Source organism: Mycobacterium sp. 29Ha (assembly GCF_032883055.1).
Taxonomy (GTDB): domain Bacteria; phylum Actinomycetota; class Actinomycetes; order Mycobacteriales; family Mycobacteriaceae; genus Mycobacterium; species Mycobacterium gallinarum.
Map to the genome: position 1 here is coordinate 168,405 of NZ_JAMQTI010000010.1, position 17,210 is coordinate 185,614.

At 63.4% G+C, this 17,210-nt stretch carries 14 protein-coding genes and 4 pseudogenes; 12 read left to right on the forward strand and 6 right to left on the reverse strand.

Going from position 1 to position 17,210, the window contains the following annotated elements:
* Positions 1-6: 6 nt before the first annotated feature.
* The 5 genes from M1248_RS15355 (at position 7) to M1248_RS15375 (ending at position 5,961) form a co-directional block, all read left to right on the forward strand.
* Complete coding sequence (locus M1248_RS15355) at positions 7-843, forward strand: SDR family NAD(P)-dependent oxidoreductase (RefSeq protein WP_317148931.1); 837 nt, start codon at positions 7-9, stop codon at positions 841-843.
* A gap of 37 nt (positions 844-880) precedes the next feature.
* Positions 881-1,804, forward strand: coding sequence for a ferritin-like domain-containing protein (locus tag M1248_RS15360; protein WP_317148932.1), 924 nt, complete (start codon positions 881-883; stop codon positions 1,802-1,804).
* Entirely contained in the window at positions 1,801-3,363 is a 1,563-nt protein-coding gene (locus M1248_RS15365; RefSeq protein WP_317148933.1) for an NAD(P)/FAD-dependent oxidoreductase, read from the forward strand. Before M1248_RS15360 ends, M1248_RS15365 begins: the two co-directional genes overlap by 4 nt.
* 80 nt (positions 3,364-3,443) lie before the next feature.
* Positions 3,444-4,985 (forward strand): NAD(P)/FAD-dependent oxidoreductase, encoded by a 1,542-nt coding sequence (locus tag M1248_RS15370; RefSeq protein WP_317148970.1) that lies wholly within the window; start codon positions 3,444-3,446, stop codon positions 4,983-4,985.
* 4 nt (positions 4,986-4,989) lie between these two features.
* The gene (locus M1248_RS15375; RefSeq protein ID WP_317148934.1) at positions 4,990-5,961 is read left to right on the forward strand and encodes an alpha/beta hydrolase; all 972 of its coding nucleotides are present in this window, start codon (positions 4,990-4,992) and stop codon (positions 5,959-5,961) included.
* A 321-nt stretch (positions 5,962-6,282) separates the two neighbouring features.
* Here M1248_RS15375 and M1248_RS15380 read toward each other — a convergent pair.
* The 6 genes and pseudogenes from M1248_RS15380 to M1248_RS15410 form a co-directional block, all read right to left on the reverse strand.
* Positions 6,283-6,625, reverse strand: a pseudogene (locus tag M1248_RS15380) (DUF6188 family protein); the annotation flags it as partial.
* 95 nt (positions 6,626-6,720) lie between these two features.
* Entirely contained in the window at positions 6,721-7,803 is a 1,083-nt protein-coding gene (locus M1248_RS15385) for an IS110 family transposase (RefSeq protein WP_317148935.1), read from the reverse strand.
* Positions 7,804-8,064: 261 nt separating this feature from the next.
* The gene (locus M1248_RS15390) at positions 8,065-9,042 is read right to left on the reverse strand and encodes an IS481 family transposase (RefSeq protein ID WP_317148936.1); all 978 of its coding nucleotides are present in this window, start codon (positions 9,040-9,042) and stop codon (positions 8,065-8,067) included.
* 121 nt (positions 9,043-9,163) lie between these two features.
* A pseudogene (locus tag M1248_RS15395) lies at positions 9,164-9,304 on the reverse strand (DUF6188 family protein); the annotation flags it as partial.
* A gap of 58 nt (positions 9,305-9,362) precedes the next feature.
* Positions 9,363-10,013 carry a TetR family transcriptional regulator gene (locus tag M1248_RS15400; protein ID WP_317148938.1) on the reverse strand — a complete coding sequence of 217 codons (651 nt, stop codon included), beginning with the start codon at positions 10,011-10,013 and terminating at the stop codon, positions 9,363-9,365.
* 907 nt (positions 10,014-10,920) lie between these two features.
* A pseudogene (locus tag M1248_RS15410) lies at positions 10,921-11,040 on the reverse strand (carboxymuconolactone decarboxylase family protein); the annotation flags it as partial.
* Positions 11,041-11,254: 214 nt separating this feature from the next.
* Between M1248_RS15410 and M1248_RS15415 the strand changes: the two are divergent.
* The 7 genes and pseudogenes from M1248_RS15415 to M1248_RS15445 all read left to right on the forward strand — a co-directional run bounded on the left by M1248_RS15415 (position 11,255) and on the right by M1248_RS15445 (position 16,666).
* Positions 11,255-11,899 carry a TetR/AcrR family transcriptional regulator gene (locus M1248_RS15415; RefSeq protein ID WP_317148939.1) on the forward strand — a complete coding sequence of 215 codons (645 nt, stop codon included), beginning with the start codon at positions 11,255-11,257 and terminating at the stop codon, positions 11,897-11,899.
* Positions 11,900-11,909: 10 nt separating this feature from the next.
* Positions 11,910-12,380, forward strand: coding sequence for a PaaI family thioesterase (locus M1248_RS15420; RefSeq protein WP_317148940.1), 471 nt, complete (start codon positions 11,910-11,912; stop codon positions 12,378-12,380).
* 46 nt (positions 12,381-12,426) lie between these two features.
* Positions 12,427-13,311 carry an alpha/beta hydrolase gene (locus M1248_RS15425; protein WP_317148941.1) on the forward strand — a complete coding sequence of 295 codons (885 nt, stop codon included), beginning with the start codon at positions 12,427-12,429 and terminating at the stop codon, positions 13,309-13,311.
* Between the two features lie 89 nt (positions 13,312-13,400).
* Entirely contained in the window at positions 13,401-13,985 is a 585-nt protein-coding gene (locus tag M1248_RS15430; protein WP_317148971.1) for a TetR/AcrR family transcriptional regulator, read from the forward strand.
* Positions 13,986-14,075: 90 nt separating this feature from the next.
* The gene (locus tag M1248_RS15435) at positions 14,076-15,395 is read left to right on the forward strand and encodes a cytochrome P450 (RefSeq protein WP_317148942.1); all 1,320 of its coding nucleotides are present in this window, start codon (positions 14,076-14,078) and stop codon (positions 15,393-15,395) included.
* A complete protein-coding gene (locus tag M1248_RS15440) occupies positions 15,373-15,564 on the forward strand; it encodes a ferredoxin (protein ID WP_317148943.1) in 192 nt (63 codons plus the stop codon). The genes M1248_RS15435 and M1248_RS15440 overlap by 23 nt, the downstream gene beginning before the upstream one ends.
* Positions 15,565-15,682: 118 nt before the next feature.
* Positions 15,683-16,666, forward strand: a pseudogene (locus tag M1248_RS15445) (LLM class flavin-dependent oxidoreductase).
* Positions 16,667-17,210 lie beyond the last annotated feature (544 nt).

Sequence of the window (17,210 nt, forward strand, 5' to 3'; positions counted from 1 at the left end):
TCGCCAATGAAGCTGATGCCATTCGGCGGCTCGGACGGCGCCACTTACGGTGCGGACGCTGTGGTTACGGGCGCAGGCAGCGGCATTGGCCGCGCCTTCGCTGTCGAACTTGCCCGTCGGGGTGGGCGAGTGGTCTGCGCCGATATCGACCCGGTTCGGGCTAAGGAGACTGTTGGACTTGTCGTCGAAGCCGGCGGTCGGGGTTGGGATATAGCGTGCGATGTTTCCAAAGAGGGGCAGGTCCGGGAACTTGCAGAGGCCGCTGAACGATGGTTCGGCAGTGCTGCCGGGCTGGTGATCAACAACGCGGGTATCGGCGTGGGTGGGAACGTCGTCGGCGAGACGTCCATGCGTGACTGGCGATCCACGCTGTCGGTCAATCTGTGGGGGGTCATCTACGGGTGCGAGGTCTTCGTGCCCCGGCTGCGTAGCCGGGGAGGCGGAGGAATTATCAACGTTGCGTCGGCCGCGAGTTTTGGCGCGGCACCCCGGATGGGCGCCTACAACGTCAGCAAAGCCGGCGTCCTTGCGCTTTCGGAAACATTGGCCGCCGAGCTGAGCGGCACCGGTGTCAGGGTCACCGTCTTGTGCCCCACATTCGTTAAGACCAACATCGTCGACAATCCGCACATCGAGGAGTCGGCGGCGAAACTGGCGACCAACCTGATGAAGTGGACCGGAGTATCGCCAGAGTCAGTGGCGCGAACGACCCTGGACGCCCACGACCGCGGTCGACTCTACGTTTTGCCGCAGCTCGACGCCACGATCGCTTGGCAGGTCAAAAGGATGTTGCCCCGGACCTATACCCGTGCGCTCGGTCTCGTCGAGCGGATCGCGCGATAAGCATTCATCGAATACTCGAAGAATCGGAGAGAACAAGATGGCCTTTGAATACAGCGAAATGCTCGAGACGATCAAGAATCGGCAATGGGCGTTGGCCGACATCGACTGGGAGGCACCGGGCGCAGAGTTGATCACCGACGAGCAACGCCCCAACCTCAAACAGTTCATGTCAGACGTGGTCTGGATCGAGCACGTCGGAGCCCAAGCATTCGCGGCGATGGCGCCGAAGGCGCCGTTCGAAGCGTTGAAAGAAATCTACAAGTACTTCCACGCCGAGGAGCAGCGGCACGCCAACGCCGAACTCGCCCTCATGCATCGCTGGGGAATGCTCGCGGAGGGGGAAATCCCCATGCCCAGCAAGAATATTCGGCTGGCGATCGAGTGGATCAACAAATATAGCGGAGCGCTCCCGTTGACGGTAATGAGCTCTGCAATCCCGGCACTGGAATGCGCCCTGGACGGCGCATTGCTGAAGTTCCTGCTGGACGAGGTGGCAGACCCGGTGTGTGGCGAGGTCTTCAGCAAGGTCAACAACGACGAATCGCGGCACCTTGCGGTGGGTTTCCAGGTTCTCAACGACCTCGGGGCCAGCTCTATGCGAATCCACGCGATCGAGACGGTGGGAGCGATCCTTGATCCGAGAATTCTCATGGGCGCCCTCCTGTACATACCTCTGCTCACCAGGATCATGGGCAACCTCACTGCGTGGGGCCTATCCGAAGACAAGCTCTACAACGCCGTCAGCCGCTATTCGAATGTCGGCGATCGAAGCGAGTTCAGCCGCCGCGTTCCCGCCTATCACATTCTGAGAACCCACATGTCCGCGACCATCAACCGTGCCCAGCCATTCCATTTCGTCTCCCAGCGACTGGGTACCGTCATCGACTACTTCCCGACTCCAGTGCTCGGCAAACTGCCCTCCTGGGCCGGGGACATGACCCACGAACCGGTGTCCAAGTGAGCGATCAATCGGCGGTTCTGATCATCGGTGCTGGTCTTTCTGGCCTTGGTACCGCAATTCGGTTGCTGCAGACGGGGGTTGATGACTTCGTCATTCTCGAACGGGCAGATGACGTCGGGGGCACGTGGCGAGACAACACGTATCCCGGTGCGGCCTGTGACGTTCCCTCTCTGCTCTACTCGTATTCGTTCGAGCAGAATCCAGACTGGTCGCGCGCATACTCGGACGGTCGCGAGATACTCGACTACGTCAAAGACGTGGTGGAGCAGTACGGGCTCAGCCCATTCCTCCGATTCGGCGCCAACGTCACCCGTCTTGAGTTCGACGACGACTCCGGCACGTGGACCGCCCATACTGAGAACGGCCGGCCGTATCGTGCGCGAACTGTGGTGATGGCCAGCGGTCCGCTAGCCAATGCAAGCTTTCCAGCCATTCGCGGCCTGGATTCCTACACCGGCCACAAGATCCACAGCGCCCGATGGGATCACGACTACGATATGAGCGACAAGCGGGTCGCAGTCATTGGAACCGGCGCCAGTGCAGTGCAGATCATTCCCGAACTGGTCAAGACGGCGCGGGCGGTGAAGGTCTTCCAACGAACCCCGGGTTGGGTGTTTCCACGTCCAGATTTCTCCTACCCCGGCTGGGCAAAGTCTGCGTTCCGTCGACTGCCAACCTCGGAGAGGGCGGCTCGTCAGGCGTGGTTCTGGGCGCACGAGATTATGGCCGTCGGCATCGTGTGGGATACGCCGGTCACGACAGCGATCCAGTGGGCAGCGAAGGCGAACCTGCGTCGGCAGGTGAAGGATTCGTGGATGCGGCGACAGCTGACCCCCGACTTTCGTCCCGGCTGCAAACGCATGCTGATGACCAGTGACTATTACCCTGCACTGCAGCGCGACAACTGCAAACTCATCACCTGGCCCATCGCGACGATATCGCCGAACGGGATCCGGACTGCCGATGCAATCGAACACGAAGTTGACTGCATCGTGTTCGCGACTGGCTTCGATGTGTGTAAGGCCGGCACACCGTTTCCCATCAAGGGCTTGAACGGTCGGGAACTCGGGAACGAATGGTCGCGCGGCGCCTACGCCTACAAGAGTGTGAACGTGTCCGGCTACCCGAACCTGTTCTTGACCTTCGGCCCGAACTCCGGCCCTGGACACAACTCTGCGCTCATGTACATGGAAGCCGAGATCGACTACATCGTCAAAGCGATCAAGGTGATCATCGACGAAGACTTGAAGACCCTCGATATTCGGGAGGACCGCCAGAAGAAATACCACGGTCAGATCCAACGACGTCTGGCCAGCACCACCTGGAATTCGGGTTGCAAGAGTTGGTATCTCACCGACGACGGTTACAACGGCACTATGTATCCGGGGTTTGCGATGCAGTTCGTGCGACAACTGGCGAAATTTGAGCTGGATGACTACGTGAGCAGTTCGAGGCCTGCTCGACACAAGGAAGTGACGACACGGCGAGCATCCGCAGCGGTGAAGACTTCCCACAACAGGTCGACCCCGAGCCGCAAGAAGAGCACAGCCAAGCAGTAGAAAAGAGCCGTGCTTGGCCCCGGTTGGTCGGGTAAGTGGCCGACCGGTCCACCCGCGACCATTGCGACAGGTCATCTTCGATGGAGCATACAGACGTGACGAAATGTGCGGGTGCGCCCGACTACGAGATCATTGTGATCGGTGCCGGCTTCTCCGGAATCGGCGTGAGCATCAAACTCCTACAGGCCGGCTTCTCGGACTTCCTCATCATCGAGGAAGCCACTGATGTGGGTGGAACGTGGCATTGGAACACCTATCCAGGAATCGCGGTCGATATCCCGTCGTACAGTTACCAATTCTCCTTCGAGAAACGCTCAGATTGGTCGCGTACCTATGCGATGGGCACCGAGCTGAGGAACTACGCAGAGCATTGCGCGGAAAAGTACGGTCTGCGGTCACGAATCCGGTTTTCCACCACGGTTACCGAAGCTCGTTTCGACGAAGGCTCGACGTTATGGCGCCTGAACACCTCGTCTGGGGAGGAATTGACGGCTCGGTTCATCGTTAACGCCTCGGGCGTGTTGACACGGCCAAACTGGCCGGACATCCCCGGCGTCAAAGACTTCACCGGCGTAACCATGCACACGTCGCGGTGGGACCACGACGAGGACCTGGGCAGAAAGCGCATTGCCGTTATCGGTACAGGAGCCTCAGCGGTGCAAGTCATCCCCGCCATCGCGCCTGAGGTCGACGAGCTGACCGTGTTCCAACGCACACCGATCTGGTGCTTGCCCAAACCAGATGTCGCCGTGCCGCGCCTTTTCAGCCGGATACTCGATCATCTGCCGGGCAGTCAATTGGGGGTGCGGCTGGCGAGTCAGTCATTCGTCGAACTCACTTTTCCGGTTGCTGCCCACTACTACAGCGCCATACCCTTGGCATCGGTGCTTGAACGCGCGGCTTTGGCCTACATGCGTCGACAGGTGATCGACCCGATCGTGCGTGACAAGCTGACACCGCGCTACGCGCTCGGGTGTAAGCGTCCCGGCTTCCACAACGAGTACCTCGCAACATACAACCGCGACAATGTTCACCTCGAGACCAGCCCGATCACCCATATAGATAGCACCTCAGTACACACGGCTGACGGCACGGCACACGAAATCGATGTGCTGGTTTTGGCGACCGGTTTCAAAGTCATGGAGCCGGACAACATGCCGACCTACAAGCTCACTGGTATCGGGGGACGGGATCACGCCCAGTGGTGGGACGACAACCGGCTGCAAGCCTATGAGGGGGTCAGTGTGCCCGGATTCCCCAATCATTTTTCGATCTTCGGTCCCTACGGGTATAACGGGTCGTCCTACTTCACCCTCATCGAGGCCCAGTCCGCACACATCCTCCGATGCCTGCGGCACGCTCGCGACCGCCGCGCCAGGTATGTGGAGATAACCCAGGAGGCCAACGGACGCTACTTCGCAGAGATGCTCAAGCGTCGGCACCGTCAAGTCTTTTGGCACGCCGGCGGCTGCGCCGGCGCGAATAGCTACTACTTCGACAAGCACGGCGATGTTCCACTACGGCCAACGACGACGATCGAAACAGTCTGGCGCAGCCGCAGATTCGACCTGGCTGACTATCGTTTCGAAAGCTCCTGTGGCGTAAGCGCCAACGGGGAGTGAAGCCGTGCTAGAACCGGTTTCAGCGCCCAGGGACCCAAGCCTAGCTAGCTTTGCTGTCGCCGCGTCCCTCCGCGGCCTGCTCCGCCCGCTGACGCTAGTCCTTCCCGCTAACCGCGGCGGCATCGCGGTCTTAGACCGGGTGCTGCGCGCAGCCCTCGTCGCCTCCGCGCCGCGCCGAGGAATACGTGTGGAACAGGTCGACACGCGCTTAGACGGCGATCGGGTACGCGGCGACTGGATCATCGCTCCCGGAGTCGACCCGGATGATCCGCCCATCCTCTACGTGCACGGCGGAGCGTTCTCGATGTGTTCCCCGAAAACACACCGCGGGTTGCTTGGCGAACTATCGGCCACGTCGGGGCGACCGGTCTTCGCGGTCCGGTATCGGTTGGCGCCACAACATCCGTACCCGGCGGCCGCTGATGACGCCCTCACCGCCTATCGGTGGCTGATCGATGACAACGGGCACAGATCAAGCCGCACGGTGGCGGTGGCCGGAGACTCCGCGGGCGGACAACTTGCGGTGGCTACTTCGCTGGGGGCGCGCGCGCACCGGCTGCCGATGCCCGATGCGATGCTGCTGATGTCGCCTGTGCTGGATTTGACCTGCCGGCTTGCGCTGGCCCGAGAGGCGCGCCGGCGCGACCCGTTCGCGTCGGCACGCTCGGCTGTGCGCGCGCTTGCTCTATACACTGCCGGAGCTGACCCTAGTGACCCACGGGTCAGCGTCCTCGACGCAGACCTTGCCGGGATGCCCCCGACATTGATCCAGGTCGGCGGACGCGAAATGTTGCTCGACGACGCACGGCAGCTTGCCGATCGGATGCAAGCAGCGGGGTCGGCGACACAGCTTCAGGTCTGGCGCGGGCAGGTCCACGTCTTTCAGGCCATGTTCCGGGTGCTGCCGGAAGCCCGCGACGCGCTGCGGCTCAGCGGAGCGTTCCTCGCGCGCACACCCGAGGATTCGACACGCTGATTGCCACACGAATTAAAACGGCCCACAGTGCAGCAAACGCCTCCCACTTCACCGATGGCGGTCGTCATCATCGCCGCGAAGCCGGCCCTTCGGGCGAAGGCCGCCAGATACACCGATCTCGTCACCCTTCGAGTATGGGGTTTCGCCAGGTCTGGTAAGGCGCCGTCTGGCTGTCATGCGGTCCTCCAACGGGATATCCAGCGACCGGAGGAGCAACGGAGAACAGCCGCCCAGTTTTTGATCGCCGCTGACAGCTCGAGCAGCACGGCAGGTCGTAATCAAGCGCAGCCCCGGCATCAATGAGAGATCGGCATCGCTTCGCTATGACAGTTGGCTGACCCCCGGCTGTACTCCCAACCGGTCGGCGCCGCGGCCCGTCTGGGGCTGGCAACCTGTTGCGACGGCGCCAGCATCATCGTCTTCGGGCATGTCGTGGCGGATCACCCGGACCCGGCCACGAGGCAGGCACGCCATATAACCGTGGCGCTTGCCGTAGAGCTCCCAGGCGGCCGCGTGCGGGTCGGGTCGACATCGATGCGGTGCCCGCGGGAAAACCGAAGATGCAGCGCGCCGTTGTCGGCGCAGCAGGCGTCTGTGCAGACCGAACCGGCCAGGTCCAGCAGCGGGCGTTCGTGCTGCTCGACATGATGGGATCGATCAGCACGTCCTAGGTGTGATGTCCAGGGAGGTTGGTCAGTCGTGTGACTGGTGGCTGACCTCCGATGGCGGAGTGGGCTCGGTGGACTCTTCTATGTCTTGTCAAGCGGCCTTGGGGGTGTGGGTTGGGTCCGCATGGAGTCTTTCGAGGGTCCGGTAGAGATGGCGCGCGAGGTAGCGCTTGAGGCAGCGCCGGATCTCTTTGGTGGTGCGTCCTTCTGCGCGGCGCCGTTCGACGTAGGCCTTGGTGTCGGGGTCGTGGGTCATCCGGGTGATGACGGCCATGTGCAGGGCTCGGTTGAGCCGCCTGTCACCGCCGCGGTTGAGTCGGTGGCGCACGGTGTTTCCTGAGGAGGCGGGGATCGGGTTGACGCCAGCCAAAGCGGCGAATGCGGCCTCGGAGCGGACCCGGCCGGCGTGGGACCAGGCGGTGTAGACGACCGCGACGGTGACTGGGCCTATGCCGGTTTTGTCGAGCAGTTCAGCGGCCTTGCTGGTGTGGATGAGATCAATCATGTGCGTGTGGTTGGTCGCGAGTTGCTCGTTGAGATCGACCACGCGCTTGGCCAGCCGTACTGCCTCGGCGCGTGCAGTGATGCTGACGAGGTCTTCGGCTCGGGTGCGCCAGCGGGCGACCTCAGCAATCTGGCTGGCGGTCAACGGCTTACGGGCGTCAATACCCAGGGTGGCCACGCGCAACAACGCAGTGAGCGCGTTGACAGTTGCGGTGCGTTCGGTCGTCATGTGCTCACGGGCAGTGACAAGAATGCGTAATGCAGCCCGGATACCGTCGTCACTTCGGGGGCGGCGTAGCTCCTCAGGCTCAAGGGACACCGCCGAAGCTGCGATCCGGCGGGCATCGAAGGGGTCGGATTTGCCAGTCCCGCGATGGGCTCGTGCGTTCATGGCCGCCGCCTCCACAACCTCATAACCAGCTTGCTTCGCTGCCGAAGCCAGGTGGGCTCCGTAAGTGGCGACGCCTTCGATGACCCACAGGGTGGCCAACTCGCCTTCGGTGCGGCGCGCGGCCCAGGCGATAGCCCGGTCCATGCCCGCATCGGTGGTTGGGAACTGCTCGGTGGCGACCAGTTCGCCAGTGGCTGCTACCAAGACGGCCAGGGTGTGAGTTCGGGCGTGGGTGTCCACTCCGACGACGAATGGGTGGGCGTGCGCAACGATGGTCATGGTGGCGGGGGTTCCTTCCATAGGCGGGACACATCCGGCCGCCAAAGCGGCCGGCGCCGGCCTGGATGGAAGTCACTTCGGGGCAGCACTGTGATGAGCCACGATCCGCTTTCAGCGGGGACGGGCAGTCTTCTGATCAAGTCACCGAGGTGGAGCCGGGTCAGCGTCGGCCGCCCGCCCCAGCGCTGGACAAGTCCACCGAAACGCACCCAACGGGGCGAATGATTGTAAGAGTCACAACCCGAAGCGAGGCGACCGACGCTAACCCTGCCAGCCAGTCCCAGACCAGCCACTCGAAGACTCACAGTGATTGTAGAAGTGCAGCCAGCCCAGTAGAGCGGCGTCGCGTTGTGCGGTGGATTCGTATAGGCGGGCGTAGGCCCAGCCGTCGGCCAGGGTGCGGTGGAATCTTTCGATCTTGCCGTTGGTCTGAGGCCGGTAGGGACGAGTGCGCTTGGGTGTGATGTGTAGTTCGGCGCAGGCGTCGCGCCAGGCGTGGGCCATGTATGCCGACCCGTTGTCGGACAAGACTCGCTCGACGATGACGCCGCGCTCGGCGAACCACATCACCGCGCGCTGCAGTACACCGATCGCGGTAGCAGCCTTCTCGTCGGTGCAAATCTCGGCGTAGGCCATTCGGGAGTGGTCGTCAATCACGGTGTGTACAAACGATGTTCCGATCCTGGGACGCCAATTCTTGGTGCTGTCGCCTCGATCGCCGGTGCGGTGGGCGGTCTGCTGTTTATTAAGCCGGCCTTGTCGTCGGCCGAGGAACTTATGGCCGCCGCCGTCGGGAATGTTGCCGAACTTGGTGACATCGACGTGAATCAGTGCACCTGGATGGGGATGCTCGTAGCGGCGCAGCGGTTCGCCGGTGATGCGGTCAATGCGGGATAGGCGGTTGATGCGGCACCGTCTTAGCACCGCGTGCACCGTCGAGGCCGCCATGCTGAGACGGCCAGCGATCTGAACGGGGCCTAGCCGGTGACGCCAGCGCAACTTCACGATCTGGCGCACGACCCCGGGCTTGGTTGTGGCTGGGCAGGTATGCGGGCGCGAGCTGCGGTCGGCCATCCCAGCTGGCCCTTCGGCGCGGAAGCGATCGGCCCACTTCTTGGCGGTGCGCGGTGCAACCATGAACATCTTGGCTGCTGAAGCGTAGGTCCAGCCACTTTCCACAACGAGTTGAGCAAGCCTCAATCGAGCGCGCGGGGTCAAAGCAGCATTAGCGTGGGACACGAAGGCCTCCTGGTTGGCGAAGCGGTTCCTTGACAGCTCCACTTCACAACCGGAGGCCTTCTCTGTCACACAGGCTCACCGACCCGAAACGGGACAACGTCTCTGGACATCACACCTAGGCAGGGTAGGCGCCCACCGGCGGCAGGGTCAGTCGAAGCCGACCGGAGATGACGAGCTCGTTGTAGCCATCGAGGTTCAGAACAAGGCCGTCCTGCAGCGATATGCGCTGGACCATGCAGCATCCGATCCATTGGTTGAGCATGGGAACTCCTTTGACACAATTATTCGGCTACCCCTAACAATACAACAGTATCGCTTCGCTACTCGAAGTAGCGTTCGCGACAATTCTTGGTGGCGTTATCGGACAGCAGCAGCTGTACGGCGCGGTCGATGTGGTCACGGGCTTGTGCCGCCGTGGCGCGGTTGCTGATGAAAGCGATCAAGTTGGCCAGCCACACATCGGCGATCAGACCGGCGATCTGACGGTGGTGGTCGGTGGGATCGCCGCCGGCGAGCGCTGTGGCGAGAAGTTGTTCGATCACGTTGGCTGCCTGGTTGACCGCGCTGGCGGCGGCGGTGTCGGCGATCACGAACGCCCGCGTCATCGCCTCAGTCAGCTGGGGATCGCGCTGCCAGTCGTCATGCAGGCGCGAGGTGAGCCTTGCCAGTCGCCGCTGGGGCGTGGCGCCGATGGACCAATCGCAGGCTGCGTCGAGTCGCTGGAACTCACGGGTCAGGGCCGACACCAGCAGCTGCGTCTTCGACGGGAAATATCGGTACAACGTGCCCACCGCGATGCCCACCCGGTCGGCCACCTCTCGCATCTGCACGGCGTCGTAGCCACCTGTTGCCGCCGCCGTCAACGTCGCATCCAAGATCGCGTCGCGACGACGCGCCCGCGTGCGGGAGCGCCTCGTGCGCGTCGACGTATGAGACGGCAACCGCGCCCGCTGTGACGCGCTGTCGGCCAACCCCCACCCCCAGTACGATCAGTTTCGCTCCGCTACTGTAGTACCACAACTGCTCCAGAACCCGGGCGACATCGCCTGAGGATCGACCGCGAGGTAAAAAATGATGGCGGCGACATTGCCCCCGAGGCGAATCCGGTCGCGCACCGATTGCTGGGTGCGGATGCGATCCTTCTTAGCGCCGCAGGGGTCGGAGCCGTCACCATCGAGGCAGCCACCAAACGCTTCAAGGTCGCCCGCACCACGCTGTACGCCATTTCACGAGTTCGTCGCATAGGCTGGCAGCCACGGTCGAGCGCCTGCTCCGCAGGTCACCGCCCCGGCACCAACCATTGGCACCTTGTCCAGCATTTGGTGGTCTCGCGCGAGGATCGTCGCCTGGAAGTCGCGAGCACCTGCGCGAGCGCTCAACATAGGAGGTGTTGTTGAGCGGCTGGTAGTCGCGGGTGGGGGGCATGCCGGCCTATCGCCGCGTCGCGACGGGGGCGACGTCGGGGTCTGCCCCGCGATCATCCCGGCCGGGCGGGCGTGACGCGCCGAATATGTCGACCAGGCGAGACCCGAGCTTTTCTAGCCTCTTCAAGGAAAACGGCTGCGTCATGCGCCGATTGATGCCCGGGTTCCGGCTCACCGAATTGAAACCGTATCCGGCGAGTCTTCGGGGACGCCGATCTTGGTTGCTTGGTCTTCGCGACAGGCGCCTTCGCTGCCATTGGCATTGCCGCTCTTCGTCTGTCGATCGACCCCTCAGACGATCGACCAGGACGCCCTGTCCACCGGTGCATAGGATCATTGCCGAACAAACAGTAGCTAGTACCTCTGGTACCCCACGCTGCGTACGCTACCGTCGGCCGCATCCCGGACGCAAGGGTTCGATTCGCACATTTGTCGACGAAGGCGTTCGCTTAATGTATAGTGCCGCCGCCACGCCCGGCTGGTGCAGCGCGATCCGAAACACCGACAGCGCGGCCATCCCTTCTGGGATTCCCGATCGAGCCGCGCGCAGGCGGGCTTCTGCGAGGTCGAGCATCCCAATCCGGTTCCCGTGGGCCTAATGTCGCCACACCGATCTTGTCGCTACACACGATCAGATGGCGACCGCGGTCGCGGATCGGGCGCGGAAACCCGGCCATGTTCGGGATGCCACATGAAAGCGACATACTCTCGCTAGTGTCATGTCGGGCTGGAGGGGGCAACGTTCAGATTGGCGAGTGCCCGGTGATCGGACACGCATACTGAGCCACGTGAGGAAGAAATCGTTGCGGTGGGGCAGCGCGCCGCCGGTGGATCGCGACTCGGCTCGAGACCTCCTGCTCGATGCCGCCGAGGCATGCTTTGAGCACAAGGGGTTGCCGGGGGCGACCATGGAGGACATCGCAAGCCAGGCCGGCGTCTCTCGGGCCACTGTGTACCGCTACTTTTCCAGTCGGGAGGCCGTCGTGGCGGGCGTCATCCTCAGAGTGACCGAACGCTATCTCGAGCGCGTGCGTGGCCGCATCGTCGGACAACCCGACTTGGGCTCTGCTGTTGTGGAATTCGTGGAAGTGACAGTCCGCGCTGCCAACCGTGAGCCGACGATCGGTCTGGTGTTTGGCAGCGGTGACGATCTCGCCAGTGTCGGCCTACCCCGGGACACCTCGGTTTCGTTGTTCGAAATTGTCACGGCCTTTTTGCGGCCTGTGTTCGCCGCGTACTGGGACCAGTTGGAGCCGGGGGTTTCCGTGGACGACGCCGCGGAGTGGATTTTGCGGATCATCTTGAGCCTGCTCTCGGTTCAAGGTCCCCGGCGGCGCAGCCCCGACGGGCTGAAGGCCTTCCTGCGAAGTTTTCTGCTCCCGCCGATACTGGCCCCGATTGGGCCCTGTATCGATGCAACATGTGAGGAGTAATGTCTCAAACATGGCCGACACGAATGCTCCGGGGGTGGGAGTGGACTCTTTTCAATTCGATGAACGAATCGCCGAGACGCTGCTCGATGAAGCGGCGAGCGCGGGCGGACTCACGACCTACCTCGGGTTCCGCCACACCGAGCTCGTCGCGGGCCGGTTGATCGCCGAGATGGACGCCCGCCCGGATCTGCTGACACCATTTGGCAACCTTCATGGCGGATGCCTGTCGGCGATGGTGGATCACTGCCTGGGCGTGCTGTTCTATCCGGTTATTCCATCGGGGTCATGGGTGGCGACCACGGAGTTCAAGGTGAACCTGCTGCGCCCGGTGTCAAGCGGGGTCTGCGTCGCCGTGGCCGACATCGTTTCGCTGGGCAGGCGCACCGGTGTGGCACGGATCGATATCAGCAACCACGGCGTGCCTGTCTGCGCGGCCCAAGGCAGCGTGACCATCGTGTCTGCCAAGGCGGCTGGGTCATGACGGCGGCGGCTCCGTGCGCTGGTGTCGGCGGTGGTGATAGCAGCCGATGAGCGTCATCCAGGAGCGTATCCGCGCCGCGGACGGCATCACCCTGGCGGCGGACTGCTATTGCCACGACTCCGACCGTCCTGCGGTCGTCCTGCTGCATGGCGGTGGTCAAAATCGTCACGCGTGGGCGGCCACGGCGCGCCGATTACACGCGCATGGCTACCACGTCGTCGCCTATGACGCGCGCGGCCACGGCGACAGTGACTGGGACAGCGATGGGCGATACCACGTCGATCAGCTGGCATCTGATCTGATCTCGGTGCGGGCACACGTCAGTCCTGACGCTCCGATTGCGGTCGTGGGAGCGTCTCTGGGCGGCATGACGATTCTGGGCACGCACCTTCTCGCATCGCCCGATCTGTGGAAGGCGATCGTGCTGGTGGACATCACGCCACGAATGGAACTTCGCGGGGCACGCCGCGTCGTGTCGTTCATGGCCGCGCACCCCGACGGGTTCCCTACGCTCGACCACGCCGCCGACGTGATCGCCGGCTATAACCCGCATCGTGCCCGGCCCGACAATGTGGAGGGCCTGCACAAGGTTCTGCAGCGGCGAAGTGACGGCCGCTGGATCTGGCGCTGGGATCCGGCGTTCGTCAACTCCAATTTCGCTTTCCTGCAGCAGGATTCGGCGAACGGTACTGAGGAATTCGACGCCATCGGCGAATTGCTCGTCGAAGGTGCCCGCGGCATCACCGCGCCGGCACTGCTGGTTCGCGGCGCACTGTCGGATGTCGTCTCCCAGGAGAGTGTGGAGGAATTCCTCGAGTTGGTCCCGCACGCCGAAATCGTCAACGTGGGCGGAACCGGACATATGGTCGCCGGCGACAACAACGATGCGTTCACCGAAGCGGTCATCGAGTTCCTCGACCGCACTATCTGATTCCGTGCGAGGCGCCTGACCGGACATCACCGGCGCCTATCCTGCTCATCATGTCGAGTGAATCGCTTCGCATGTCCTTCCGCCGACACATGCGCGAACAGGTGCTGATCGCCGCGCGCGCGCTGACCATCGAGAAGGGCTGGGAACGCGTGCGCATGAGCGAGATCGCCGAACTGGTCGGTGTGTCACGTCCGACCCTGTACAAGGAGTTCGTCGACAAGCAGGGGCTCGGCGACGCGCTGGTCGTGCGGGAAGGCGAACGCTTCCTCGACGGCATCCGCGCCGTGCTGGATGAATACATCGGCGACGTTGGCGCCGGCATCACTGCCGCGGTGCGCTACACCCTGGAAGAGGCCGAGGCCAGCCCCCTTCTCAAGGCGGTGTTGACGTCGAACCGGTCCACCGACGATGTCGCGGCCACCGGTGTGTTGCCGCTGTTGCCGACGTCGGCGTCGCTCTTGGAGTTGTGCTCGGCGGCCCTGGTGAAGTGGTTCAGCGAACACTTCCCCGACCTCGAGACAGGCGATGTCACCGACATGGTCGATGCCCTGGTAAGGCTCACGGTCAGCCACGTGGTGCTTCCCGCCGCAGACGCGAAGACGACCGGCAGCCGTATCTCGCGGGTGGCGCTGCGCTACCTGGGAGTCGATGCCGCCGCGGCCCCGGTCGATTAACAGAAAAGGTCTTTTGTTCTGATATTGACTAATTGGTGGCGAGTGTAAAGAATCGAGTGTAGCCAGCCAGCGCAACTTTTAGGAGCAGGCATGACTGTCGACGAATCGGTAGATCCCGAGGCCTCGGCCACCCGGGCCTACGACTCCGTCGATCTCTCCTCGACGGCGTTCTGGGCAGGCACCGCCGCAGACCGTGAGCACACATACGCCGAGTTGCGCCGGCGCGCTCCCGTCAGTTGGCACCCCCGCGTCGAGCACACGATGATCGACGACGAGAACGATCGTGGGTTCTGGGCGGTGGTGACCCACCCGCTGCTCGTCGAGGCGACCAGGCGCCATGACGACTTCGTTTCCGGGCAGGGCATCGTCATGGAATCGATTCCCCAGGAGTTGCTCGACAGCGCTCAGGGGTTCATCGCGATGGATCCGCCACGCCACACCAAGATCCGACGACTGCTGGCCTCTGCCTTCACGCCCAAGCAGATGCGGCGTATCAGCGACCAGATCCACGCGAACGCCAAACGTGTCGTCGACGACCTGGCGCCCCGCGGGCAGGCGGATTTCGTGGACGAATGCGCGGCGCTGCTTCCCATGCACAACATCTTCGACATGATGGGTGTACCCGAATCGATGCGTCGCGACCTCGCCGCGGAGTCCCGCTTCGCCGGCGGGTGGAGTGACCCGGAGGTCATGGGCGACAACGAGGTTCTTCCCCGGCTCTTCCAGTCGATGGCGTTCCTGCGTGAGGCCGCGCAGGAGATCATTGCGGCCCGCCGCGCCGCACCGGGGAACGACTTGATGACCAGCCTCGTGCATGCCCAGGTCGACGGCGAGAAGCTCACCGACGACGAGATTGTCTCCTTCTTCGGGCTGCTGAATATCGCCGGCAACGACACCACCCGGCAGAGCACCAGCCACGCGATGAAGGCGCTCACCGATTTCCCAGGTCAACGCGCGTGGTTGATGGAGGACTTCGAGGGGCGGATCGCGGGAGCCGTCGAGGAGTTCGTGCGCTGGGCCACGCCGATCATGACGTTTCGCCGTACCAGTGCCCGTGACTGCCTACTGGGTGGCCAGGAGATCGCCGAGGGCGACAAGGTGATCCTCTTCTACAGCTCGGCCAACTGGGATGAAACCGTATTCACCCATCCGGAGAAGTTCGATCTATCACGCGACCCGAACCCGCATGTGAGTTTCGGCGGCGGAGGAATACATCACTGCCTCGGCAATCAACTTGCCCGCCAACAGCTCGCCGCGCTGTTCCGGGAACTGCTGCACCGCTTGCCCGACATCGAGGTCTGCGGACCGCCCAGCTACACCGTCAGCACCTTCTTCCACGGTGTGAACCATCTACCGGTCCAATTCACCCCCACGAAGCGAGGCTGCCGTGAAGATCACCGTCGACCGTAATCGTTGTTCGTCCATCGGCGCGTGCGAGGGCCTGGCCCCGGAATTCTTCGAGATCAACGACGCCGGCGAACTCAACATCCTCGACCCGCATCCGGCGGCATGCCACCGCGCGCTGATCGAGGATGCCGTCGCGAGTTGCCCGACCGCTGCCCTTCATGTCGAGGACTGAGGACCACGCCCTGGGTCCCGTCCGGGAGGCCGTCAAGCCCGCTGGGTTCGTCATGGTCAACACGCTCCATGCTGCTGACGATCAGGCGATTTAGCGGCCTGGCGGTCGGGTGCTCGGCGTGAGCACGTATGGGCTCTCGGTGCTCACGCCGGACCTCGCGGCGATGACGGCGACTGCAGCGGCCGCCGACCGGGGTTCGACACCGTGTGGGCGTCGGAGTTCTACACGCGGTCGGCGACCGCCAACTGCCGTATCGGGTCGTCGATCCTCTACGGCGTGGGACGCAGCCCGCTGGTGCTGGCCACCGAAGCACGCGATCTCGACGAGCTGTCGATCGGACGGATTGTGCTGGGCATCGGCAACAGCACTGCACGCACGATGAGCGACTGGCACAGCGTGGGCGACACGAGCGCCCCCGCGCTGAGAATGGAAGAGCTGGTGCCGCTCATCCGCCGTATCTGGAACCTCCACGAGGGCCCCGTGCGCCATGAAGGCCGCTTCTACCGCATGAATCTCGTCCCGAGCGGACCGGTAGAACCTCCCCCGCGCGAGATCCCCATCATGACCGCCGCAGTGCGCGCGCGGATGTGCGAGGCCGCCGGCCGGGTCGCCGACGGCGTGGCCGGGCATCCGCTGTTCACCACGGCCTACGTCGAGGAGGTCGTACGGCCCGCCGTCGCCAAGGGCGCCGCCCACACCGGGCGCGACGTCGCGGACTTCGAGATCATCTCCATGGTCATGTGCTCGATCCACGACGACATCGACATGGCGCGCCGCAGAGATCGCTCAGCAGATCGCGTTCTACGCGGCGGTCAGGACGTATGAGCCGCTGCTGGATTTCTGCGGGTTCGGCGAACAGGGACGCGTCATTCGAGAAGCGTTCGCGCGCAGGGACTTTCCGTCGATGTTCGACGCCGTCACCGGTGACATGATCGATGCAATGGGAGTCGCCGGAAACGCCGGCCAGGTCCCCGAGGGGCTCCGCCGCTACGAAGCGGTGCTCGACCACATCATGCTCTACCCACCGTCGGTGGGCGTCTCACCTGAACGCGTCGAACACAATATCCGCGAACTCATCACCCATTGCGCCCCCACCCGATAGCCGCGCGCCCAGCAGCTACGTCGGGTGGTTATGCGAATCGCGGGTGGAAACCTGGACGCCGTCGCCTAGATCCGTGCCGGAATTGATTCACGACCCGATTCTGCTACGTGGTCCGAGTTTTCGCAGTGCATTCAGACTGACTAACAAAGCCCCGAGCCTGCACACCAATCGTCAACCACGCAAGGGTATTTCAGGGTCCAGAGGATGCGACGAGGCGACTCAACGCGGCCGGCCACGCCGGCCTTCCTCAAACGTGTTGACAAGACACGAAGCATGAGGTCAAGCTGGTGGCATGCGCCCACAATTGCGGCTGGCAACACCGGCTGCCCGTGCCCGCACCAAAGGTCTTCCCGGTGAAGTCATCGGAGCCGAACAAGGGCTGCTGAGGTTGTTGACTCTCGGCGCGCGAGGGCGCCGACCCTGATGGCCAGCGCGGTGGTTAACGGAACGGGTAGCGGGATCGGTCGCGCTATCGGCGTGGAGCTTGCCCGTCGGCGGGGGCGCGACGTCGGCGCCGTGCGCGCCAAAGAAACCTCACATCTCA